24 protein-coding genes are annotated in these 20,388 nt (G+C 54.2%); 10 read left to right on the forward strand and 14 right to left on the reverse strand.

Annotated features, from left to right (window positions below; translation table 11 throughout):
- Positions 1 to 15: 15 nt before the first annotated feature.
- The 6 genes from OGY67_RS21185 to OGY67_RS21210 form a co-directional block, all read right to left on the reverse strand.
- Positions 16 to 713 (reverse strand): IS1-like element IS1B family transposase gene (locus tag OGY67_RS21185; RefSeq protein WP_095033700.1). Its coding sequence is split into 2 segments (ribosomal slippage): positions 16 to 464 and positions 464 to 713, totalling 699 coding nucleotides; the frame shifts between segments, so codons are not numbered across the junction.
- A gap of 50 nt (positions 714 to 763) precedes the next feature.
- Entirely contained in the window at positions 764 to 1,216 is a 453-nt protein-coding gene (locus OGY67_RS21190) for an isochorismatase family protein (protein ID WP_286574475.1), read from the reverse strand.
- 163 nt (positions 1,217 to 1,379) lie between these two features.
- Positions 1,380 to 2,231 carry an iron/manganese ABC transporter permease subunit SitD gene (sitD, locus tag OGY67_RS21195; protein ID WP_032944764.1) on the reverse strand — a complete coding sequence of 284 codons (852 nt, stop codon included), beginning with the start codon at positions 2,229 to 2,231 and terminating at the stop codon, positions 1,380 to 1,382.
- The gene (sitC, locus tag OGY67_RS21200; protein ID WP_008785642.1) at positions 2,228 to 3,085 is read right to left on the reverse strand and encodes an iron/manganese ABC transporter permease subunit SitC; all 858 of its coding nucleotides are present in this window, start codon (positions 3,083 to 3,085) and stop codon (positions 2,228 to 2,230) included. The genes sitD and sitC overlap by 4 nt, the downstream gene beginning before the upstream one ends.
- 2 nt (positions 3,086 to 3,087) lie before the next feature.
- Positions 3,088 to 3,903: an iron/manganese ABC transporter ATP-binding protein SitB gene (gene sitB / locus OGY67_RS21205; protein WP_286574476.1), complete on the reverse strand. Its 816-nt coding sequence runs from the start codon at positions 3,901 to 3,903 to the stop codon at positions 3,088 to 3,090.
- Positions 3,900 to 4,817 carry a metal ABC transporter substrate-binding protein gene (locus tag OGY67_RS21210; protein WP_286574477.1) on the reverse strand — a complete coding sequence of 306 codons (918 nt, stop codon included), beginning with the start codon at positions 4,815 to 4,817 and terminating at the stop codon, positions 3,900 to 3,902. The genes sitB and OGY67_RS21210 overlap by 4 nt, the downstream gene beginning before the upstream one ends.
- 187 nt (positions 4,818 to 5,004) lie before the next feature.
- On the opposite strand from OGY67_RS21210, the gene OGY67_RS21215 reads away from it, so the two are divergent.
- Positions 5,005 to 5,349: a nitrous oxide-stimulated promoter family protein gene (locus tag OGY67_RS21215; protein ID WP_048236638.1), complete on the forward strand. Its 345-nt coding sequence runs from the start codon at positions 5,005 to 5,007 to the stop codon at positions 5,347 to 5,349.
- 122 nt (positions 5,350 to 5,471) lie between these two features.
- On the opposite strand, the gene OGY67_RS21220 is transcribed toward OGY67_RS21215, so the two are convergent.
- From OGY67_RS21220 to hypA, 7 genes are all read right to left on the reverse strand, one after another.
- On the reverse strand, positions 5,472 to 5,900 hold the full coding sequence (locus OGY67_RS21220) for a TOBE domain-containing protein (RefSeq protein ID WP_286574478.1): 429 nt from the start codon (positions 5,898 to 5,900) through the stop codon (positions 5,472 to 5,474).
- Positions 5,901 to 5,944: 44 nt separating this feature from the next.
- Positions 5,945 to 8,023, reverse strand: coding sequence for a formate hydrogenlyase transcriptional activator FlhA (gene flhA / locus OGY67_RS21225; RefSeq protein WP_032944751.1), 2,079 nt, complete (start codon positions 8,021 to 8,023; stop codon positions 5,945 to 5,947).
- Between the two features lie 220 nt (positions 8,024 to 8,243).
- Positions 8,244 to 9,254: a hydrogenase maturation carbamoyl dehydratase HypE gene (gene hypE, locus OGY67_RS21230; RefSeq protein WP_234103182.1), complete on the reverse strand. Its 1,011-nt coding sequence runs from the start codon at positions 9,252 to 9,254 to the stop codon at positions 8,244 to 8,246.
- On the reverse strand, positions 9,251 to 10,372 hold the full coding sequence (gene hypD / locus OGY67_RS21235) for a hydrogenase formation protein HypD (protein WP_003825899.1): 1,122 nt from the start codon (positions 10,370 to 10,372) through the stop codon (positions 9,251 to 9,253). Before hypD ends, hypE begins: the two co-directional genes overlap by 4 nt.
- Positions 10,373 to 10,645 carry a hydrogenase 3 maturation protein HypC gene (gene hypC / locus OGY67_RS21240; RefSeq protein ID WP_003037411.1) on the reverse strand — a complete coding sequence of 91 codons (273 nt, stop codon included), beginning with the start codon at positions 10,643 to 10,645 and terminating at the stop codon, positions 10,373 to 10,375. It abuts the gene before it with no gap.
- Positions 10,636 to 11,508: a hydrogenase nickel incorporation protein HypB gene (gene hypB, locus OGY67_RS21245; protein ID WP_003037409.1), complete on the reverse strand. Its 873-nt coding sequence runs from the start codon at positions 11,506 to 11,508 to the stop codon at positions 10,636 to 10,638. The genes hypC and hypB overlap by 10 nt, the downstream gene beginning before the upstream one ends.
- A 103-nt stretch (positions 11,509 to 11,611) precedes the next feature.
- Complete coding sequence (hypA, locus tag OGY67_RS21250) at positions 11,612 to 11,983, reverse strand: hydrogenase maturation nickel metallochaperone HypA (protein WP_008785634.1); 372 nt, start codon at positions 11,981 to 11,983, stop codon at positions 11,612 to 11,614.
- A gap of 198 nt (positions 11,984 to 12,181) precedes the next feature.
- Between hypA and hycA the strand changes: the two genes are divergently transcribed.
- The 9 genes from hycA (at position 12,182) to hycI (ending at position 20,060) form a co-directional block, all read left to right on the forward strand.
- On the forward strand, positions 12,182 to 12,640 hold the full coding sequence (hycA, locus tag OGY67_RS21255) for a formate hydrogenlyase regulator HycA (RefSeq protein WP_008785633.1): 459 nt from the start codon (positions 12,182 to 12,184) through the stop codon (positions 12,638 to 12,640).
- 143 nt (positions 12,641 to 12,783) lie between these two features.
- Positions 12,784 to 13,395 carry a formate hydrogenlyase subunit HycB gene (gene hycB / locus OGY67_RS21260; protein WP_003825909.1) on the forward strand — a complete coding sequence of 204 codons (612 nt, stop codon included), beginning with the start codon at positions 12,784 to 12,786 and terminating at the stop codon, positions 13,393 to 13,395.
- Complete coding sequence (gene hycC, locus OGY67_RS21265; RefSeq protein WP_286574479.1) at positions 13,392 to 15,218, forward strand: formate hydrogenlyase subunit 3; 1,827 nt, start codon at positions 13,392 to 13,394, stop codon at positions 15,216 to 15,218. Before hycB ends, hycC begins: the two co-directional genes overlap by 4 nt.
- Before the next feature lie 2 nt (positions 15,219 to 15,220).
- Positions 15,221 to 16,144: a respiratory chain complex I subunit 1 family protein gene (locus OGY67_RS21270; RefSeq protein ID WP_003825914.1), complete on the forward strand. Its 924-nt coding sequence runs from the start codon at positions 15,221 to 15,223 to the stop codon at positions 16,142 to 16,144.
- A 17-nt stretch (positions 16,145 to 16,161) separates the two neighbouring features.
- A complete protein-coding gene (gene hycE, locus OGY67_RS21275; RefSeq protein WP_003037393.1) occupies positions 16,162 to 17,871 on the forward strand; it encodes a formate hydrogenlyase subunit HycE in 1,710 nt (569 codons plus the stop codon).
- Positions 17,872 to 17,880: 9 nt separating this feature from the next.
- Positions 17,881 to 18,423: a formate hydrogenlyase complex iron-sulfur subunit gene (locus OGY67_RS21280; RefSeq protein WP_286574480.1), complete on the forward strand. Its 543-nt coding sequence runs from the start codon at positions 17,881 to 17,883 to the stop codon at positions 18,421 to 18,423.
- Entirely contained in the window at positions 18,423 to 19,190 is a 768-nt protein-coding gene (hycG, locus tag OGY67_RS21285; RefSeq protein ID WP_003037388.1) for a formate hydrogenlyase subunit HycG, read from the forward strand. The genes OGY67_RS21280 and hycG overlap by 1 nt, the downstream gene beginning before the upstream one ends.
- Positions 19,187 to 19,597 carry a formate hydrogenlyase maturation HycH family protein gene (locus tag OGY67_RS21290; protein ID WP_003037385.1) on the forward strand — a complete coding sequence of 137 codons (411 nt, stop codon included), beginning with the start codon at positions 19,187 to 19,189 and terminating at the stop codon, positions 19,595 to 19,597. The genes hycG and OGY67_RS21290 overlap by 4 nt, the downstream gene beginning before the upstream one ends.
- Positions 19,590 to 20,060 (forward strand): hydrogenase maturation peptidase HycI, encoded by a 471-nt coding sequence (gene hycI / locus OGY67_RS21295; RefSeq protein ID WP_003037382.1) that lies wholly within the window; start codon positions 19,590 to 19,592, stop codon positions 20,058 to 20,060. The genes OGY67_RS21290 and hycI overlap by 8 nt, the downstream gene beginning before the upstream one ends.
- A gap of 56 nt (positions 20,061 to 20,116) precedes the next feature.
- On the opposite strand, the gene OGY67_RS21300 is transcribed toward hycI, so the two are convergent.
- Positions 20,117 to 20,356, reverse strand: coding sequence for a SymE family type I addiction module toxin (locus OGY67_RS21300; RefSeq protein WP_008785630.1), 240 nt, complete (start codon positions 20,354 to 20,356; stop codon positions 20,117 to 20,119).
- Positions 20,357 to 20,388: the final 32 nt, after the last annotated feature.

The raw sequence follows: 20,388 nt of genomic DNA on the forward strand, positions 1-20,388 counted from the left end.
GGTAATGACTCCAACTTATTGATAGTGTTTTATGTTCAGATAATGCCCGATGACTTTGTCATGCAGCTCCACCGATTTTGAGAACGACAGCGACTTCCGTCCCAGCCGTGCCAGGTGCTGCCTCAGATTCAGGTTATGCCGCTCAATTCGCTGCGTATATCGCTTGCTGATTACGTGCAGCTTTCCCTTCAGGCGGGATTCATACAGCGGCCAGCCATCCGTCATCCATATCACCACGTCAAAGGGTGACAGCAGGCTCATAAGACGCCCCAGCGTCGCCATAGTGCGTTCACCGAATACGTGCGCAACAACCGTCTTCCGGAGCCTGTCATACGCGTAAAACAGCCAGCGCTGGCGCGATTTAGCCCCGACGTATCCCCACTGTTCGTCCATTTCCGCGCAGACGATGACGTCACTGCCCGGCTGTATGCGCGAGGTTACCGACTGCGGCCTGAGTTTTTTAAATGGCGGAAAATCGTGTTGAGGCCAACGCCCATAATGCGGGCGGTTGCCCGGCATCCAACGCCATTCATGGCCATATCAATGATTTTCTGGTGCGTACCGGGTTGAGAAGCGGTGTAAGTGAACTGCAGTTGCCATGTTTTACGGCAGTGAGAGCAGAGATAGCGCTGATGTCCGGCGGTGCTTTTGCCGTTACGCACCACCCCGTCAGTAGCTGAACAGGAGGGACAGCTGATAGAAACAGAAGCCACTGGAGCACCTCAAAAACACCATCATACACTAAATCAGTAAGTTGGCAGCATCACCCGAAAATCTTATGCGGTGAGGCAATGACCGTTTCGCCATCATAAATATATGGCTTAAACTGCGGTAAAAAGTCTGCGCCGGAATTTTCAAAATTCTCCATCGTCAGTGGACCTTTACGACTGAACATTCCAGTGCCGTGCATAAATGTTTCTCCCGGTGCGGTAGATTGCCATTTATGGTCGTGCGGAAAGTAATAATGTGGAGAAATAAAAACAGGCATTTGTGCTTCTTTTGCCATTTTGAACAACGTCTCGAGATTTTCTACAGTATTATTTTCAATAATGCTGTCTTTAAAAACCTCCCAGCCAATACCCTGAGGACTTAAAAAATCGATCTGTGGATCGACTACCACCAACGCAGCTTCCTTATTATTAAGTGTTATACCTTTGCGTGGTAAGCCATAGGCCTCTGGTTCAGAATAGATTTCTGACATGCTCATCTTGCTCATAAAATTTACCTGTATTTTTATCTAATGTGATAGTGACTATCTGATTATTAAATAGCGCTGGTAAATATGGCATGGTTTCAGAACGGGGCATTTGTTCAGGACGCTGGGAATATTGTCATTACGTATTCTAATAACGATAGTGGGCATATCACTGCCCACTCCGTTAGAGGTCGTATTGCTGGCGTCGCCGTTCTAAACGACGATCGCGCAGGGTGGAGTAAATAAAGGTCATCACAAACAGTAGTGAAAATAGTACGACGATGGTGGGGGCCGGTGCACTGTCGATGAAAAAAGACAGGTACACGCCCATAAACGAGGTAACGACCGACATAATCACCGCCAGCCACAAGGCGTGGGAAAATTTCCGCGTCATTAAAATCGCAATGGCGCCAGGCGCAATCAGTAAGGAGATCGACAAAATAATCCCTACTGATTTTAGCGTGGCGACAATCGTCAGGGCGATCATGCACAGCAGGCCGTAATGTAGCAGTGCAGTGTTAAGCCCACTGGCCTTTGCCTGATGCGGGTCGAACGCATGCAGCAGCAGATCTTTCCACTTAAGCCCAATAATAAGCGCTATCCCAAGCGTAATAACCGCGGTTTGTATGATGTCGCTGAACGATACGCCCAGCATGTCGCCGAACAGAATATGATCGAGATGGACCTCTGACTGGATAGAGACGTACAGCACCAGCCCTGCGCCAAACATGCCGGAAAAGACGATTCCCATCAGGGTATCGCGTTTGATGCGGCTGTTATCGTCGAGATAACCCGTCGCCACCGCACAGAACAGCCCGGCGATAAATGCGCCAATTGCCAGTGGGATGCCCGCAATCCACGCCAGTACAATTCCCGGGAAAACCGCGTGGCTCATTGCATCGCCCATCAGTGCCCAGCCTTTGAGTACTAAAAATACAGACAGCAGCGCGCAGGGCACGGCGACAATGGTGGAGATGACCAGCGCATTGACCATAAAACCAAACTGAAAGGGTTCCAGCAGCGTTGTTAAGATCATACTGACTCCTTGTTCACCAGACGGGCGCGGCGGCGATTCGCCAGCAGACCGTGTTTTGGCGCGAAGACAAATGCCAGCAGGAACAGCAGCGTTTGCAGAACGACAATAATTCCGCCGGTTGCACCGTCCAGCCAGTAGCTCAGCCAGGCGCCGAAAAAGCTGGTCAGGCTGCCAATAGCTACGGCGATAGTGAGCAGGCGTGGAAAACGATCGGTCAGCAGCCAGGCCGTTGCACCGGGCGTAACCACCAGGCAAATCACCAGAAATGCGCCGACGGTTTGCAGCGCGGCGACTGTGGAAACGGAGAGCAGTGTAAAAAATAACAGCTTCAACCGGCCCGGATTCAAACCGATAGAGCGCGCGTGGTTTTCATCAAAAAAAACCACCATCAGATCTTTCCACTTCAAAAACAGGATGGTTAGCGAAATAACCCCGATGATGGCCAGTTGTAGAATATCTTCTGGCGCAATCGCCAGCACGTTGCCGAGAATGATGGTCTGAATGTTCACCGACATCGGATTGAGCGACACCATAAACAGCCCGATACCGAAAAAAGACGAAAAAATCAGTCCGATAATCGCATCTTCCTTCAGGCGCGAACGTTGATTAAGAAACAGCATACTGCCCGCCGCCAGTCCGCCGGAAAGGAATGCGCCAAGCGCGAAGGGAAGCCCTAACATATAAGCGCCTGCCACGCCCGGCACGATAGAGTGCGACAGCGCATCGCCAATCAGCGACCAGCCTTTGAGCATCAGATAGCAGGAGAGAAACGCACACAGGCCACCGACCATCGCCGAGACCCACATGGCGTTGAGCATGTACTGGTAGCCAAACGGCTCCGTTAGCCAGTTCATGGTTATTCCCCCTCGTTTGCCGTGCGTCGCGAAATAAACGGGCGTTCATCATCGGTAATTACGTGCTGTTCACCGCCGCTCAGCGCAACGTGACGCAGTACACCGCTGAATGCCAGTTCGAGATTCTCGGGGGTAAAGGTGGTTTCGTTGGGTCCACTTGCCAGCACCGTGCCCTTAATCATCACCGTGTAATCACAAAACTCGGTGACGGATCCCAAATTATGGGTAGAGACCAGCATGGTTCGACCCTCATTACGCAGTTCACGCAGCAGGTCGATGATCCGGGCCTCGGTTTTTACATCCACGCCGGTAAAGGGTTCATCCAGTAAAATAACCTGTCCGTCCTGTGCGATAGCCCTTGCCAGAAAAACACGCTTTTTCTGCCCACCGGACAGTTCACCTATCTGACGATGGCGATAATCCAGCATATCAACCCGCGCCAGCGCCGCATCTACGCAGGCGTGGTCAATTTGTTTTGGTCGACGCAGCCAGCCCATATGGCCAAAGCGTCCCATCATCACCACATCTTCCACCAGTACCGGAAACGACCAGTCCACCTCTTCTGACTGGGGGACATAGGCGATCAGATTCCGTTTGAGCGCCTTATTTACCGGCTGTTGCAGAATTGAGATTTCCCCCTGCGCCAGGCGGACAAAACCCATCAGCGCTTTAAAAAGTGTTGATTTTCCCGAACCGTTTACGCCGACCAACGCGGCAATTGAGCCGCCCGGAACCTGAAAAGTGGCGTCCCGCAATGCGGTATGACCGTTGCGATACGTCACCGTAACCTGATTTACGGTAATCGCAGAGTGACTCATGGTTGGCTCTCCAGACCCTTGTTGATGCCGTTAACAATGGTTTGCGTGGTGACGCGCAGTAAATCCAGATAGGTCGGTACCGGACCATCGGCAGCGCTGAGCGAATCGACATACAGCACGCCGCCGTAATGTGCGCCAGACTCACGGGCAACCTGACGCGCTGGTTTGTCGGACACGGTGCTTTCGCTAAATACCGTTGGGATATGATGCTCTCTGATGGCATCGATAACCTTGCGTACCTGCTTGGGCGTACCCTGCTGATCGGCATTGATCGGCCACAGATACAGCTCCTTGAGATTGTTATCACGAGCTAAATAAGAGAATGCGCCTTCGCTGGTGACCAGCCAGCGTTTATCAGCAGGGAGCTTTGCCAGTTCTGTATGTAGTGGCTCCAGGGTCTGCTGGATTTTCGCTTTATAATTCTGCGCATTATTCTGGTAGGTTGCGGCATTGTCCGGATCATATTTGATCAGCGCATCGCGAATGTTATCCACGTAGATCAGCGCGTTCTCTGCTGACATCCAGGCATGCGGGTTTGGTTTACCGTTGTACGGCCCTTCGCTGATGCCCATTGGCTGCACGCCGTTTGAGACCATCACTTCTGGTACGCCGGACAAATTTTGGTAGAAGCGGGAAAACCATAGTTCGAGGTTTAGACCGTTAGAGAGAATAAGCTGTGCGCCTTGCGCCCGTTTAATATCGCCTGGGGTTGGTTGATATTCGTGAATTTCAGCACCCGGTTTGGTGATAGAACTAACGTCCGCCGCGTCACCTGCTACATTGCTTGCCATATCGGCAATCACCGTAAAGGTGGTCACCACTTTGAATTTTTCTTTCGCCCAGGCGGGTGACAGCGTCAGCGCTGTTAACACGCTGGCAAGGAGAAATGACTTCAGATGGGGCAGATGCGGCATAGTATCCCTCGCAACAAAGTGGTTAATTTATCATCGAATATAGCCTTTGCTATGTTATATAGCACATGGCATAAACAAATGAAAATAATTCTTATTTGCGTAGGGTGCTAAGGATGTATCACCTTCAGGTAATAGTTCTGTGCTTAGTTAAGGTGTATTATTTATGCAACTTAATTGTGGAGGCATCATGTCCGGCAAACGCATTGCACGTGAAAAAATGACGATCCAGAGAATGATTTCGCTCTACGAGAGCCAGTGCCCGCAGGCTTCAGGCGAGCCGGGGCATTACGATGCGTTATTTGCCTATGCGCAAAAGCGCCTCGACAAGTGCGTATTTGGTGAGGAAAAACCGGCCTGTAAACAGTGTCCTGTGCACTGTTATCAACCTGCTAAACGCGAAGAGATGAAGCAAATTATGCGTTGGGCTGGGCCGAGAATGCTCTGGCGTCACCCGATTCTGACCGTACGTCACCTGATTGATGACAAACGTCCAGTGCCGGAGTTACCCGAGAAGTACCAGCGGAAAAAATAAGGTCGCTGTGCGCCGGATGGCGGCTGCGCCTTATCTGGCCTACGAGAATAAGTGCATCTGTCGCGTAGGCCCGATGCGCATTGCGCCATCGGGCAACTTAGCCATGTGGTGATGAATGGCGACTACGCTTTGGTGGCAATCAGAATAGCTGAGGCTTTGATCAGCGCAACAACACGGCTTCCCTGACTCAGTTTCATCTCTTGCTGACTTTCGTTGGTGACGACGGCAACAATCTCGAAGCCTGCGTCAGTTTTGATATGTACCGTGGCGTTGACTGCGCCTTCTGTGACCTGGGAAACACTGCCAGCAAACTGGTTGCGGGCAGAGAACTTCAGACCACGGTCTTCAGTTGCCAGCGTCACCCATGGCGCTTTAATCAGGGCAATTGCTTCTTTCCCTTTCGCCAGACCCAGCGCCTGCTGGCTGCTATGGGTTACAATCGCGACCAGTTTTGCGCCGCCAGCCAGCGTCAGTTCAACTTCATCATTCACTGCGCCCGTAGCGACTGCGCTCACCGTACCGGTTAATTGATTACGTGCTGATACCGCCATACTGCCTCCTCTCGTTGAGATATCACCCAGTATAGCCACACTGGCTAAACCAGTGCATCCTTATCAATGCCTAATCTCTTCATGCGTGAGAGTAACGTTGTACGTTTCAGCCCCAGCCTTTGTGCCGCGCCTTTGGGACCGGCAACCACCCCGTTGGTTTCTTTCAGTACGCGCATAATCAACTGGTATTCATCTTCACCGTCCTGCGCGACTTCGGTTGCCACCGGAGGCGTAGACGGCGTCAAAGGGGCAATATCCGGAAGGGATAGTTGCAGTACGTTGCCCCGGGTAAGCAGAACCGCTCGTTCTACCACGTTTTCCAGCTCACGCACGTTACCCGGCCATTCCATACAGCTCAGTGTGCGCAGAGCCTCGGCGGGAATACTGTCGATATTGCGTCCCATCCGACGAGCAATTTTAAAGGTGAAGGCTTTTACCAGCAGCGGAATATCTTCCGGGCGCTCACGCAGCGGCGGCAGATGGATCGGGAAGACGTTCAGTCGGTAATACAGATCGTTACGAAATTCGCGATCGGCAACCATCTTCTTCAGATCGCGGTTGGTGGCGGCGATCAAACGGACATCGGTCTGGATCAGCTTATTACTGCCCAGACGTTCAAATTCCTGCTCTTGCAGAACCCGCAGTAGCTTAGGCTGAAGCTCCAGCGGCATATCGCCAACTTCATCGAGGAACAGCGAACTTTTGTCCGCCAGTTCGAAACGCCCAATACGTTGCGTGCTGGCCCCGGTAAACGCGCCGCGCTCATGACCAAACAGATCGCTCTCCAGCAATCCGGCAGGCATTGCCGCGCAGTTCATCTTCACCATCCGGCGGGCGTTACGTCCGCTCAGGTTGTGAATGGCTCGTGCGATCAGCTCTTTACCCGTTCCGGTCTCACCCAGAATCAAGACGGTGCTGTCGCTTTGCGCCACCATTTCGACCTGCTTGAGTACGCTGTACATAGCTTCGCTGCGACCAATGATTTCGCCGAACTCACTCTCTACGTTGTTGAGTTGTTCAGTCAACGCCAGGTTTTCATCGACCAGACGTTCCTTCAGGCGGTGAATTTCCTGGTAGGCTAGCGCGTTATCCACGGCAATTGCCACACGCTCGGCAATCTGGCGCAATAGCTTGAGGTTGGCGGTAGTGAAAACTTTCTCTTCGCACTGTGCCAGCTTGAGTACGCCGAGCATAGTATTGCCGGACATCAGCGGTAGCAGACACAGGGTTTGTAGCTGGTTGCCCCAGGTTTCGAACAGCATCCGTTCGTAAGGGGCAAGGATGTCACGTTCGCTCAGGTTGATCAGCAGCATCTCTTTGCTTTTGAAGACCCGTTCAGAGAGCGTTCCCGCTTCGTCCACTTCACTCTGTTCGTGTGCCGGATGATGTTCATCCAGATAGTGAGTGGAATAGATACTGAGTTTATTTTTGCGATCGCTGCGTAACACGATGCTGATGGCATCGATGTCGAAGTAGTGGTGGATCTCTTTGGCGACTTCGCTGACCAGCTCATCAATATCCAGTCGGGAGAGCACGGCATTGGTGATGGCGACCAGGATGCGAAAGTTGTCACGCTCACGACATAGCAGATCGTAATCGACGTTGTTGCTGACTCTGCTTTGAATTTGTTCAGCAACGACGCCGACTATCTGAGTGAAGGTCTGTAGACGGTTATATTCTTTTTCACTCCACGGACGGTCTTCGTTACGGATGAATTCGCAACCGCCAAAGATGCGCCCATCTGCCGCCAGCGGCAGCAGGCAGTAGTGGCCAAATTCAGAATACAGTCCACCTGAAGCCAATTGTGGCCATGTTTCCGTAAACTCATGATAGTTGCAGTGCAACGCATCAGGGCGAGACAAAATACGGCGTACCGGACCATGTGCCAGCACCGTTTCGTCTTCATAATCGATGGGTTTACCATTTTCACGCGTTGCAAAATAACGCGCACGTTGCGTTTGTGCCTGCCATAAGACAATAGCCGCGCAGTCGGCCAGCGCTGAACGCTTGACCAGCTGCGAAAGCGCCTCGCTAAGAGACGGGAGATCGGGCTGCTGTAATAATGTACGAGTAATATCGAACAGGCCTTGCTGTCCGAGGTCACTCATCGGTGTATACGACATATTGCTTTTCCAGGGAAAGCACCGCAGAACGGTGCGAAAACGGTAAATGAATTATAGGTATAAGTCGTAAATTATTGCCGGATGGCCTGCCACTGAACTGGCCAGGATATACAATCCGTTGGCCCGATCAGCAAAGCGGTATCAGGCATAATGCAGCATTAACGCCGGATGTTGACGCTAATGCGTCTTATCCGGCCTACAGCATGCTGCCAACCGGCTGCTAGCATATACGAGGTAATGGTTCGGCGTGTGGTAAATCGAGGGTTCGTTTTACGCCGTAGAGTCCGGCAAGACGAACACCTTTACGTTCAACCACTTCACCAATCATTGCCGCATCGCGTCCTAACGGATGCGCGTGCAGCGCGGCAAGCACGCTTTCAGCGGCCTGACGCTCAACGGCAATCACCAGTTTGCCTTCGTTAGCAAAGTTGAGCGCATCCAGACCCAGCAGCTCGCAAACGCCACGCACCGCTGGCTTCACGGGCAGGGCAGCTTCAGACAGCTCAATACCAAATCCGCATGCAGCGGCAAATTCATGCGTGACCGCATTCACGCCGCCACGGGTGGCGTCACGAAGCGCCTTCACGCCAGGAATATCACGCAGTGTCTGGATAAGAGGTGTTAACACCGCGCAGTCGCTGACCAGTTCGCCATCCAGACCCAATTGCTCGCGTAGGTTAAGGATAGTTGCGCCGTGATCGCCAAGAGAGCCACTGACCAGCAGCACATCACCCACGCCGAGAGTCTGTGCGCCCCAGTGAATGTTGGCGGGAATTGCCCCCATTCCGGCAGTGTTAATGAACAGCTTGTCTGCTGCACCACGCTGCACGACTTTGGTATCGCCAGTCACGATGGCGATGCCTGCTTCGCGCGCGGTTGCTGCCATGCTGTTAACAACGGTTTTCAGTGTCTCCATCGGCAGACCCTCTTCGAGGATAAAACCGCAGGAGAGGTAGCGTGGAATAGCTCCGCTGACCGCGACATCGTTAGCCGTACCACAGATGGCCAGCTTGCCGATATTGCCGCCGGGGAAGAACAACGGATCGATAACGTAGCTGTCAGTTGAAAACGCCAGACGGTCGCCTTCTGCCACCAGTTGTGCCAGTTCCAGACGCGCCTGATCTTCTTGTTCCGCCAGCCACGGATTCGCGAAAGCCTCCATAAACAGACTGTTGATCAACTGCTGCATAGCCTGACCGCCGCTACCGTGGGCGAGTTGTACGCTGCTCATGCTTCACACTCCTGCTGACGATACTGATACCAGGCGGCACATGCGCCTTCTGAGGAGACCATCAGGGCGCCAAATGCGGTCTCCGGGTTACACGTTTTGCCAAATAACGGACACTGATGTGGTTTACATCTGCCCGTCAGCACTTCCCCACAACGCGCGCGCGGATCGTCATACACCTGCTGCGGCGCTGGCTGGAAATGTGCTTCGGCATCAAAGCGCTGATAGTCCGGCGTCAGGTGAACGCCAGAGGATTCGATAACGCCCAGACCGCGCCATTCGCTGTCACCATTGACGCAGAACACCTCGGCAATGGCCTGTTGCGCTAACGCGTTACCGGCATCCGGTACCACGCGGCGGTACTGGTTTTCTACCTGGCTTTGGGCTGCAATTTTCTGCTCAATTAACATCACTACGCCTTGCAGGAGATCAAGCGGTTCGAAACCGGCGACCACCAGGGGGCGATGGAAATCTGAAGCAATGAAATTATAGGCGTCGGTGCCAATTACCATGCTGACGTGGCCCGGTGCTAAAAAGGCGTCGATACCGTTGTCTGGCTGTTCCAGCAGACTGCGCAGCGTAGGGATAAGCGTGATGTGCTGGCAGAAAAAGTAAAAGTTCTGCACGTCACGCTGCTTTGCCTGTTGCAGGGTGATAGCAGTCGTTGGCATTGTGGTTTCAAAACCCAGGCCAAAGAACACCACTTTACGCGTTGGGTTTTCCTGCGCCAGCTTCAGTGCATCCATCGGTGAATAGACAATACGGATATCCGCACCGCGCGCCTTGGCTTGCAGCAGGGAGCCTTGCTTACCCGGGACGCGCATAGCGTCGCCAAAGGTGCAGAAAATCACTTCTGGATGGCTGGCGATTTCTACACAGCTGTCGATTCTGCCCATCGGCAGAACGCAAACCGGGCAACCCGGACCATGAATAAACTCCACGTTTTCCGGTAGCAACTGGTCGAGCCCGAATTTGAAGATAGCGTGGGTATGACCACCACAAACTTCCATGATCCGCAGCGGGCGTTCAGCCGTGTAGGAGAGGTGGGCGGCACGTTCACACAGGTGCTCTATCAACTGCATCACCTGTTCTGGTGCGCGGTATTCGTCAACAAAACGCATTTATTTTTCCTCGCCGTACAGCAACGCGCCGACATCCGGCTCAACGTCAAACATGTTTTGCAGCGCGTCGAGCGTATCGCGCGCTTCAGCTTCATTAATGATGCTCATGGCAAAACCGACGTGGACCAGTACCCACTGGCCGAGACGCGGTTGGCCATGTTCATCACAGCTACCGACCAGCGTCAGGTCGACGTCGCGCTGAATACCGCAGACGTCGACTTTGGCCTGGTTGCCATCAATGGTGCGGATTTGACCCGGAACACCTATGCACATCGCTGCGTCTCCAGCCAGGAGAGCCATTGATCCATCCCTTCTCCACTGGTGGCGGAAATTAGGATAATCTCAATCCCCGGGTTCACTTCCCGGGCGCTGGCAATGCATTTTTCAACGTCAAAATTGAGGTACGGCAGTAGATCCACTTTGTTGAGCAGCATCAGCGATGCGGCGGCAAACATATGCGGGTATTTCAGCGGTTTGTCTTCACCTTCGGTTACTGAAAGCACGGCCACTTTATGGCGCTCGCCGAGGTCGAAGCTGGCCGGGCAGACCAGGTTGCCGACGTTTTCAATGAACAGAATACCGTTATCGTCAAGCGGCAAACGCGGCGCGGCGTCAGCAATCATTTGTGCGTCGAGGTGGCAACCTTTACCGGTGTTGACCTGAATGGCGGGTGTGCCTGTGGCGCGAATACGGGCGGCATCGTTCACCGTCTGCTGGTCACCTTCAATAACGGCGCACGGCACGCTATCTTTCAACTTCATCAGCGTTTCGGTCAGCAGGGTAGTTTTACCAGAGCCCGGGCTTGAAACAAGGTTCAGCACCAGATGCTGACGGGCCGCAAAGCGGGCACGGTTGCGCTCGGCGAGGCGGTTGTTTTTGTCCAGTACGTCAATTTCCACTTCCAGCATACGGCGTTGGCTCATACCTGGTGCGTGGGTTCCGGCCTCACCGTGACCGTAGTGCAAATCGCCTTCTTCGGTCTGGCTCGGTGTGAAATTTGAGGTCTTCACACCGGTAATATTCAGCGCCGGACGAGCCGCCGGGGCAAATGGCGCGCTGCGAAACGCCGAGTGGGGATTATGCTCATCACCCTCTATATATAGGTTGCCTTCAGCGCAACCACATGTCGTACACATCGCTCACTCCTGATCTTTTTACTTGCGATACATCTGTTGCCGGATGGCTGCGTTGCCTTATCCGGCCTACAAACGAGCTGTTTCTGTAGGCTGGATAAGACGCTTAAGCGTCGCCATCCGGCGCTGGAGTTTCATCTATTTCAATACGTCGAATCTGTAAGCCGTCATCGGCCACAATTCTCAGCATATCGCTGTTGCATTGCGGGCATCGGCGCACGCGTTGCGTCAGTAACGTGACGTATTGCTGACAAGATTCGCACCAACATTCGGCTTCTTGTTCTTCGAGGTGGAGTTTACAACCTTCTGCAAGGGTCCCGCGGCATACCAGATCAAAACAAAAGGAGAGAGCGCTGGTTTCTACGCAAGAAAATGCGCCAATTTTGAGCCAGACCCCAGTTACTCGCTTAGCACCGTGTTGCGTGGCCTGTTGTTCAATCAATTCCAGTGCCCGTTGGCAGAGGGTTATTTCGTGCATACCGCCTCCTGTGAAGTTGCTGTATTAAAAGCAATAAGCATGCCAGGTTGATTTTTTTCATTCGTGACAATGACGACGATGACGAAATGACATGTCGTCACCCGCCTTTGATTTTTTATCTATATGAAAATTAAGTGATTTAATTTTGGCATGAAATGTGCTTAAGGCTGTTCATCTCTGCTAAACGGGTAACCTGACATGACTATTTGGGAAATAAGCGAAAAAGCCGATTACATCGCTGAACGGCATCGTCGCCTACAGGACCAGTGGCGTATTTACTGCAACTCGCTGGTTCAGGGGATCACCCTGTCAAAAGCGCGTTTGCATCATGCGATGAGCTGCGCACCGGACAAGGATCTCTGCTTCGTCCTTTTTGAACACTTCACTATCTACGTCACGCTGGCGGACGGCTTTAACAGCCATACCATCGAATACTACGTTGAAACGAAAGACGGTGATGATAAGCAGCTGATTGCACAGGCAGAATTGACTATCGACGGTAAGGTCGATGAGCGTATTAGCAACCGCGATCGCGAGCAGGTCCTGGAGCACTATCTCGAAAAAATCGCCACCGTCTACGACAGCCTGTACACCGCGGTTGAGAACAATATGCCGGTGAATTTAAGCCAGCTGGTTGAGGGACATAGCCCGGCTTAAGCCTCGGGTGCTGCCCACTTTGTCATGGTGCGGTCTACATACTGCGTCACGACGTTTTAGGGAATGGGCATGTCGAAAAATGTCGAAATGACATTTGGTAGACATGTTTTCGTCAAAAATGACTATCACCTGAGGAATGCCTGGTGAATCGTTTTGTAATTGCTGACTCCACTCTTTGTATTGGCTGCCACACCTGTGAAGCCGCCTGCTCAGAGACACATCGCCAGCATGGCCTGCAGTCAATGCCGCGCCTGAAAGTGATGTTAAATGAAAAAGAATCCGCGCCGCAGCTTTGCCACCAGTGTGAAGATGCGCCTTGCGCCACCGTGTGTCCGGTTAATGCCATTAACCGCGTTGATGGCGCCGTACAGCTGAACGAAAGCCTGTGCGTAAGCTGCAAACTGTGCGGGATCGCTTGTCCGTTTGGCGCGATAGAGTTTTCCGGTAGCCGTCCGCTACACATTCCGGCAAACGCCAATACGCCAAAAGCGCCTCCGGCTCCGCCAGCGCCTGCTCGCGTGAGTTCGCTGTTGGACTGGGTTCCTGGCGTTCGTGCCATCGCGGTGAAATGCGATCTGTGTAGTTTTGACGAGCAAGGTCCTGCCTGCGTGCGCATGTGTCCGACCAAAGCCCTGCATCTGGTGAGCAACATGGATATCGCCCGCGCCAGCAAACGTAAGCGTGAGCTGACTTTCAATACCGATTTCGGCGATCTCACCTTGTTTCAGCAGGCTCAGAGTGGGGATGCAAAATGAGCGCAATTTCACTGATTAACAGCGGCTTAGCCTGGTTTACAGCGGCTGCGGTTCTGGCATTTCTGTTTTCATTTCATAAATCGCTGAGCGGCTGGATTGCTGGGGTTGGCGGTGCAGTCGGCAGCCTGTGTACGGCAGCCGCGGGTTTTACCGTTCTGACTAATGCGCTGGCAGTGAGCGGCGTGATGCCGTTTATTGGTCACAGTCTGCAAATTACTCCGCTGAATGCTATCTGGCTGATTACGCTGGGCCTGTGCGGCCTGTTTGTCAGCCTGTACAACATTGACTGGCATCGTCATCCGCAGGTGAAAGCTAACGGCCTGCTGGTGAATCTGCTGATGGCCGCGGCGGTATGTGCGGTGGTTGCCAGTAACCTCGGTACGCTGGTGGTGATGGCGGAAATCATGGCGCTGTGTGCCGTGTTCCTCACCGGATGCAGTAAAGAAGGCAAACTGTGGTTTGCGCTGGGGCGTATTGGTACGCTGCTGCTGGCGGTCGCCTGCTACCTGGTGTGGCAACGTTACGGCACGCTGGAGCTGCGTCTGCTAGACCTGCGCACCCAGGAGCTGCCGCTCGGATCTGACATCTGGCTGCTGGGCGTGGCAGGTTTTGGCCTGCTGGCCGGGATTATTCCGCTCCACGGTTGGGTGCCACAGGCACACGCCAATGCCAGCGCACCGGCTGCGGCGCTGTTCTCTACCGTCGTCATGAAGGTTGGTCTGCTGGGTATTCTCTCCCTGTCGCTGCTGGGCGGTAACGCGCCGCTGTGGTGGGGGATTACGCTGCTGGTGCTGGGCATGATCACCGCGTTTGTTGGCGGTCTGTATGCGCTGATGGAACACAACATCCAGCGCCTGCTGGCGTACCACACGCTGGAAAACATCGGCATTATTCTGCTGGGTCTGGGCGCTGGCGTGACCGGAATTTCCCTGAATCAACCGGCGCTGATCGCGCTGGGTTTGACCGGCGGTCTGTACCACCTGGTAAACCACAGCTTGTTCAAAAGCGTTCTGTTCCTGGGTGCAGGCAGCATCTGGTTCCGTACCGGTCATCGTGATATCGAAAAACTGGGCGGTATCGGTAAACGTATGCCGGTTATCTCGCTGGCGATGCTGGTTGGTCTGATGGCGATGGCCGCACTGCCGCCGCTGAACGGTTTTGCCGGTGAGTGGGTTATCTACCAATCCTTCTTTAAGCTTGGCAACAGCGGCGCGTTTGTCGGTAGCCTGTTAGGACCGTTGCTGGCGGTAGGGCTGGCAATTACCGGCGCGCTGGCGGTGATGTGTATGGCGAAAGTCTATGGCGTTACGTTCCTTGGCGCACCGCGCACGAAGGAAGCTGAAAATGCCTGCTGCGCGCCAATCCTGATGGGAGTGAGCGTCGTCGCGCTGGCTATCTGCTGCGTGATTGGCGGCGTTGCTGCGCCGTGGCTGCTGCCGATGATCTCCTCCGCCGTTCCGCTGCCGTTGGAAACCGCGAACACCACCGTTTCTCAGCCAATGATCACGCTGCTGCTGATCGCGTGTCCGCTGCTGCCGTTCATCATCATGGCCATTTTCAAAGGCAACCGTCTGCCGTCGCGTTCACGCGGTGCGGCATGGGTGTGTGGTTACGATCACGAGCAGTCAATGGTGATTACCGCGCACGGTTTTGCTATGCCGGTGAAAGAAGCCTTTGCCCCGGTACTCAAACTGCGTAAATGGCTGAACCCGGTATCACTGGTTCCGGGCTGGCAGAATGCGGCTGCACCGGTGCTGTTCCGTCGCCTGGCGCTGATTGAGCTGGCGGTGCTGGTGGTGATTGTGGTTTCTCGAGGAGCCTGAGAATGAGTGTTTTATATCCGTTAATTCAGGCGCTGGTGCTGTTTGCCGTTGCGCCGCTGCTGTCCGGTGTTACCCGCGTGGCGCGTGCGCGTTTGCACAATCGCCGCGGTCCGGGCGTTTTGCAGGAATACCGCGACATTATCAAACTGCTGGGCCGTCAGAGCATTGCGCCTGCGGATTCCAGCTGGGTTTTCCGCCTGACGCCGTTTGTGATGGTGGGCGTGATGCTGACTATCGCCACTGCGTTGCCGGTAGTGACCGTTGGCTCGCCGCTGCCACAACTGGGCGATCTGATCACCTTAATTTACCTGTTCGCCATTGCCCGTTTCTTCTTCTCTATCGCGGGACTGGATACCGGTAGCCCGTTTACCGCCATTGGCGCCAGCCGTGAAGCGATGCTCGGTGTGCTGGTTGAACCTATCCTGCTGCTGGGGCTGTGGGTAGCGGCACAGGTTGCGGGTTCAACCCATATCAGCAATATCGCCGATACCATTTACCACTGGCCTGCTGCGCGCAGCATTCCGCTGATTCTGGCACTGTGCGCCTGTGCTTTCGCCACCTTTATCGAAATGGGCAAACTGCCGTTCGATCTGGCGGAAGCAGAGCAGGAGCTGCAGGAAGGTCCATTGACCGAATACAGCGGCAGCGGTTTTGCCGTGCTGAAGTGGGGCATTAGCCTCAAACAGCTGGTCGTTCTGCAAATGTTCGTTGGCGTGTTCCTGCCGTGGGGACAGATGGAAACCTTCACCGCCGGTGGACTGCTGCTGGCGCTGGTGATTGCCGTCGTCAAGCTGGTCCTCGGCGTGCTGGTCATCGCCCTGTTCGAAAACAGCATGGCGCGTCTGCGTTTTTGCGCCACTTCACGCGTGACCTGGGCCGGTTTTGGGTTTGCGTTTTTAGCGTTCGTCTCCTTGCTGGTGGCGTGATTTAAGAGAGTTTGAGCATGTCTGAAGAAAAATTAGGTCAACAATATCTCGCTGCGCTGCACCAGGCCTTTCCGGGCGTGGTGCTGGATGAAGCCTGGCAGACCAAAGATCAGCTGACGATCACCGTCAAGGTGAACTACCTGCCGGAAGTGGTGGAGTTCCTGTACTACAAACAGGGCGGCTGGTTATCCGTGCTGTTTGGTAACGACGAACGTCAGCTGTGCGGTCATTACGCCGTTTATTACGTGATGTCGATGGAGCAGGGCACCAAGTGCTGGATAACCGTCCGCGTTGAAGTCGATGCCAATAAACTGGAGTTCCCGTCCGTCACGCCGCGCGTTCCAGCAGCGGTCTGGGGCGAGCGTGAAGTGCGCGACATGTACGGTTTGATCCCGGTTGGTTTACCGGATGAGCGCCGTCTGGTGTTACCGGATGACTGGCCGGACGAACTCTATCCGCTGCGTAAAGACAGCATGGATTATCGTCAGCGCCCGGCGCCGACTACCGATGCTGAAACCTACGAGTTCATCAACGAACTGGGCGACAAGAAAAATAACGTGGTGCCGATTGGCCCGTTGCACGTCACCTCCGATGAACCCGGTCACTTCCGCCTGTTTGTTGACGGTGAGAACATCATCGACGCCGATTACCGTCTGTTCTATGTCCACCGCGGCATGGAGAAACTGGCGGAAACCCGCATGGGTTACAACGAAGTGACGTTCCTGTCAGATCGCGTGTGCGGCATCTGCGGCTTTGCGCATAGCACCGCTTATACCACCTCCGTTGAGAATGCGATGGGCATCGTGGTGCCGGAACGTGCGCAGATGATCCGCGCCATTCTGCTGGAAGTTGAGCGTCTGCACTCGCACCTGCTGAACCTCGGGCTGGCCTGTCACTTCACCGGTTTTGACTCCGGCTTTATGCAGTTCTTCCGCGTGCGTGAAACGTCGATGAAGATGGCGGAGATCCTCACCGGGGCGCGTAAAACCTACGGTCTGAACCTGATCGGCGGTATTCGTCGTGACCTGCTGAAAGAAGATATGATCCAGACCCGTCAACTGGCGCAGCAGATGCGTCGTGACGTGCAGGAATTGGTCGATATGCTGCTCAGCACGCCGAACATGGAACAGCGTACCGTTGGTATTGGTCGTCTTGATCCGGAAATTGCCCGTGACTTCAGTAACGTCGGCCCGATGGTTCGCGCCAGCGGCCACGCGCGTGACACCCGCGCCGATCACCCGTTTGTCGGCTATGGTCTGCTGCCGATGGAAGTTCACAGCGAGCAGGGCTGCGACGTTATTTCTCGCCTGAAAGTCCGTATTAATGAAGTCTACACCGCGCTGAATATGATCGACTTTGGTCTGGATAACCTGCCGGGCGGCCCGCTGATGGTGGAAGGCTTTACCTATATTCCTCACCGTTTCGCACTGGGCTTTGCTGAAGCGCCGCGTGGAGATGACATCCACTGGAGCATGACCGGCGACAACCAGAAACTGTATCGCTGGCGCTGCCGTGCGGCGACTTACGCCAACTGGCCGACGCTGCGCTACATGCTGCGTGGCAATACCGTTTCCGATGCCCCGCTGATTATCGGTAGCCTCGATCCTTGCTACTCCTGTACTGACCGTATGACTGTGGTCGATGTGCGTAAGAAGAAGAGCAAAGTCGTGCCGTACAAAGAACTTGAGCGCTACAGCATCGAGCGTAAAAACTCGCCGCTGAAATAAGGAATCGCCATGTTTACCTTTATCAAAAAAGTCATCAAAACCGGGGCGCCGACGTCGTCGTATCCGCTGGAGCCGATTGCGGTCGATAAAAACTTCCGTGGCAAACCGGAACATAATCCGCAGCAGTGCATCGGCTGTGCGGCCTGTGTGAATGCGTGCCCGTCGAACGCGTTGACAGTAGAAACCGATCTGGTCACCAATGAGCTGGCGTGGCAATTCAACCTTGGGCGCTGCATTTTCTGCGCCCGCTGCGAAGAAGTCTGCCCGACAGCGGCAATCAAGCTGTCGCAGGAGTATGAGCTGGCGGTGTGGAAGAAAGATGATTTCCTGCAGCAGTCTCGTTTTGCGCTGTGCAATTGCCGCGTATGTAACCGTCCGTTTGCGGTGCAAAAAGAGATTGATTACGCCATTGCGCTGCTTAAGCACAACGGTGATACCCGCGCGGAAAACCACCGTGAAAGCTTTGAGACCTGCCCGGACTGTAAGCGCCAGAAATGCCTGGTGCCGTCTGACCGTATTGAACTGACTCGCCATATGAAAGAGGCCAACTGATGAGCAACTTATTAGGCCCACGTGACGCCAACGGTATTCCGGTACCGATGACGGTGGATGAATCCATTGCCAGCATGAAAGCATCGCTGCTGAAAAGCATCAAGCGTTCAGCGTATGTTTACCGCGTGGACTGCGGCGGCTGCAACGGTTGCGAAATCGAAATCTTTGCTACGCTTTCTCCGCTGTTTGATGCCGAACGTTTTGGCATCAAAGTCGTCCCGTCACCGCGCCATGCGGATATTCTGCTGTTTACCGGCGCGGTAACCCGTGCCATGCGCTCTCCGGCGCTGCGTGCCTGGCAGTCTGCGCCAGATCCGAAAATTTGTATCTCTTACGGTGCCTGCGGTAACAGCGGCGGTATCTTCCACGACTTATACTGCGTATGGGGCGGCACGGACAAAATCGTACCGGTGGACGTGTATATTCCAGGTTGTCCGCCGACGCCTGCGGCAACGCTGTATGGTTTTGCCATGGCGCTGGGTCTGCTGGAGCAAAAAATTCACGCGCGTGCGCCGGGTGAACTGGACGAACAGCCGGCGGAAATTCTGCATCCGGACATGGTTCAGCCGCTGCGCGTGAAGGTGGATCGCGAGGCTCGCCGTCTGGCGGGATACCGCTATGGTCGCCAGATTGCTGATGACTATATGACGCAGTTAGGGCAGGGCGAGCATCAGGTGGCGCGCTGGCTGGAAGCGGAAAACGATCCGCGTCTGACCGAGATCGTCACGCATCTTAACCATGTTGTCGAAGAGGCGCGTATCCGATGAGTGAAACGGTGGTGTTCAGTCAACTGAGCCGTAAATTTATTGATGAGAACGATGCGACGCCCGCTGAGGCGCAGCAGGTTGTCTATTACAGCCTGGCGATTGGTCACCACCTTGGGATCATCGATTGCCTGGAAGCGGCATTAACTTGTCCATGGGACGAATATTTGGCATGGATTGCTACCCTTGCTGAGGGAAGCGAAGCCCGCCGGAAAATGGAAGGCGTGCCGAAATACGGCGAGATCGTTATCGATTTCAACCATGTACAAATGCTGGCGCGCGCGTTCGATGATGCGCGTGCCGTGCAGACCCCGCAGCAGCAGGAGTGGAGCAAGCTGATGCTTAGCATGCTGCACGACATACACCAGGAAAGCGCCATCTATCTGATGGTGAGGAGACACCGTGACTGACGTTTTATTATGTGTGGGTAACAGCATGATGGGCGATGACGGCGCGGGCCCGCTGCTGGCTGAAATGTGTGCTGCAAATCCTCAAGGCAACTGGGTTGTCATCGACGGCGGTAGCGCGCCGGAGAACGATATTGTCGCCATCCGTGAACTGCGCCCGCAACGTTTGTTGATTGTTGATGCCACCGATATGGGGCTGAACCCCGGTGAAATCCGCATTATCGATCCTGATGACATTGCCGAGATGTTCATGATGACCACCCACAACATGCCGCTGAACTACCTGGTAGATCAGCTGAAAGACGATGTTGGTGAGGTGATTTTCCTCGGCATTCAACCGGACATCGTCGGTTTTTACTACCCGATGACACAGCCGATCAAAGATGCGGTTGATACCGTCTATCAGCGATTAGCCGGTTGGGAAGGACACGGTGGATTCTCCGAGCTGGAAGCACCAGAAGAGTAAACCGTATCAGTGCCGGATGTGAACCACATCCGGCCTGTTTTCCCAGTGTATCCTCGTCATTCAATTGCCTGCTCAATAATTAATTTCCCCTGCATCACTGATACATTCACTGCCGTACCGGTCGGAAATCCAGCTTGTTCCAGCCAGTCGCCGTTCAGCGTGAGTGAGGCGTGACGACTGATTCGTCGTGTATATCCCGTTTTTGGATCTTCATGGCGTTTTCTGACATAGCTGACTTTCAAGCGACGTACCGGTTTGGTGATTGCCACCGCTGTTTTGCCCTTTTTATCAAACATGCACGCTTCCTTGTGGTGAACGGCCAGGATTA

This window comes from Citrobacter sp. Cpo015 (assembly GCF_030333035.1).
GTDB lineage: Bacteria > Pseudomonadota > Gammaproteobacteria > Enterobacterales > Enterobacteriaceae > Citrobacter > Citrobacter portucalensis.

What these genes read in the sequence shown, in the direction of transcription:
- OGY67_RS21190 (WP_286574475.1), bottom strand. Translation starts at nt 1,216, where the DNA reads ATGAGCAAGATGAGCATGTCAGAAATCTATTCTGAACCAGAGGCCTAT.
- sitD (WP_032944764.1), bottom strand. Translation starts at nt 2,231, where the DNA reads ATGATCTTAACAACGCTGCTGGAACCCTTTCAGTTTGGTTTTATGGTC.
- sitC (WP_008785642.1), bottom strand. Translation starts at nt 3,085, where the DNA reads ATGAACTGGCTAACGGAGCCGTTTGGCTACCAGTACATGCTCAACGCC.
- sitB (WP_286574476.1), bottom strand. Translation starts at nt 3,903, where the DNA reads ATGAGTCACTCTGCGATTACCGTAAATCAGGTTACGGTGACGTATCGC.
- OGY67_RS21210 (WP_286574477.1), bottom strand. Translation starts at nt 4,817, where the DNA reads ATGCCGCATCTGCCCCATCTGAAGTCATTTCTCCTTGCCAGCGTGTTA.
- OGY67_RS21215 (WP_048236638.1), top strand. Translation starts at nt 5,005, where the DNA reads ATGTCCGGCAAACGCATTGCACGTGAAAAAATGACGATCCAGAGAATG.
- OGY67_RS21220 (WP_286574478.1), bottom strand. Translation starts at nt 5,900, where the DNA reads ATGGCGGTATCAGCACGTAATCAATTAACCGGTACGGTGAGCGCAGTC.
- flhA (WP_032944751.1), bottom strand. Translation starts at nt 8,023, where the DNA reads ATGTCGTATACACCGATGAGTGACCTCGGACAGCAAGGCCTGTTCGAT.
- hypE (WP_234103182.1), bottom strand. Translation starts at nt 9,254, where the DNA reads ATGAGCAGCGTACAACTCGCCCACGGTAGCGGCGGTCAGGCTATGCAG.
- hypD (WP_003825899.1), bottom strand. Translation starts at nt 10,372, where the DNA reads ATGCGTTTTGTTGACGAATACCGCGCACCAGAACAGGTGATGCAGTTG.
- hypC (WP_003037411.1), bottom strand. Translation starts at nt 10,645, where the DNA reads ATGTGCATAGGTGTTCCGGGTCAAATCCGCACCATTGATGGCAACCAG.
- hypB (WP_003037409.1), bottom strand. Translation starts at nt 11,508, where the DNA reads ATGTGTACGACATGTGGTTGCGCTGAAGGCAACCTATATATAGAGGGT.
- hypA (WP_008785634.1), bottom strand. Translation starts at nt 11,983, where the DNA reads ATGCACGAAATAACCCTCTGCCAACGGGCACTGGAATTGATTGAACAA.
- hycA (WP_008785633.1), top strand. Translation starts at nt 12,182, where the DNA reads ATGACTATTTGGGAAATAAGCGAAAAAGCCGATTACATCGCTGAACGG.
- hycC (WP_286574479.1), top strand. Translation starts at nt 13,392, where the DNA reads ATGAGCGCAATTTCACTGATTAACAGCGGCTTAGCCTGGTTTACAGCG.
- OGY67_RS21270 (WP_003825914.1), top strand. Translation starts at nt 15,221, where the DNA reads ATGAGTGTTTTATATCCGTTAATTCAGGCGCTGGTGCTGTTTGCCGTT.
- hycE (WP_003037393.1), top strand. Translation starts at nt 16,162, where the DNA reads ATGTCTGAAGAAAAATTAGGTCAACAATATCTCGCTGCGCTGCACCAG.
- OGY67_RS21280 (WP_286574480.1), top strand. Translation starts at nt 17,881, where the DNA reads ATGTTTACCTTTATCAAAAAAGTCATCAAAACCGGGGCGCCGACGTCG.
- hycG (WP_003037388.1), top strand. Translation starts at nt 18,423, where the DNA reads ATGAGCAACTTATTAGGCCCACGTGACGCCAACGGTATTCCGGTACCG.
- OGY67_RS21290 (WP_003037385.1), top strand. Translation starts at nt 19,187, where the DNA reads ATGAGTGAAACGGTGGTGTTCAGTCAACTGAGCCGTAAATTTATTGAT.
- OGY67_RS21300 (WP_008785630.1), bottom strand. Translation starts at nt 20,356, where the DNA reads ATGTTTGATAAAAAGGGCAAAACAGCGGTGGCAATCACCAAACCGGTA.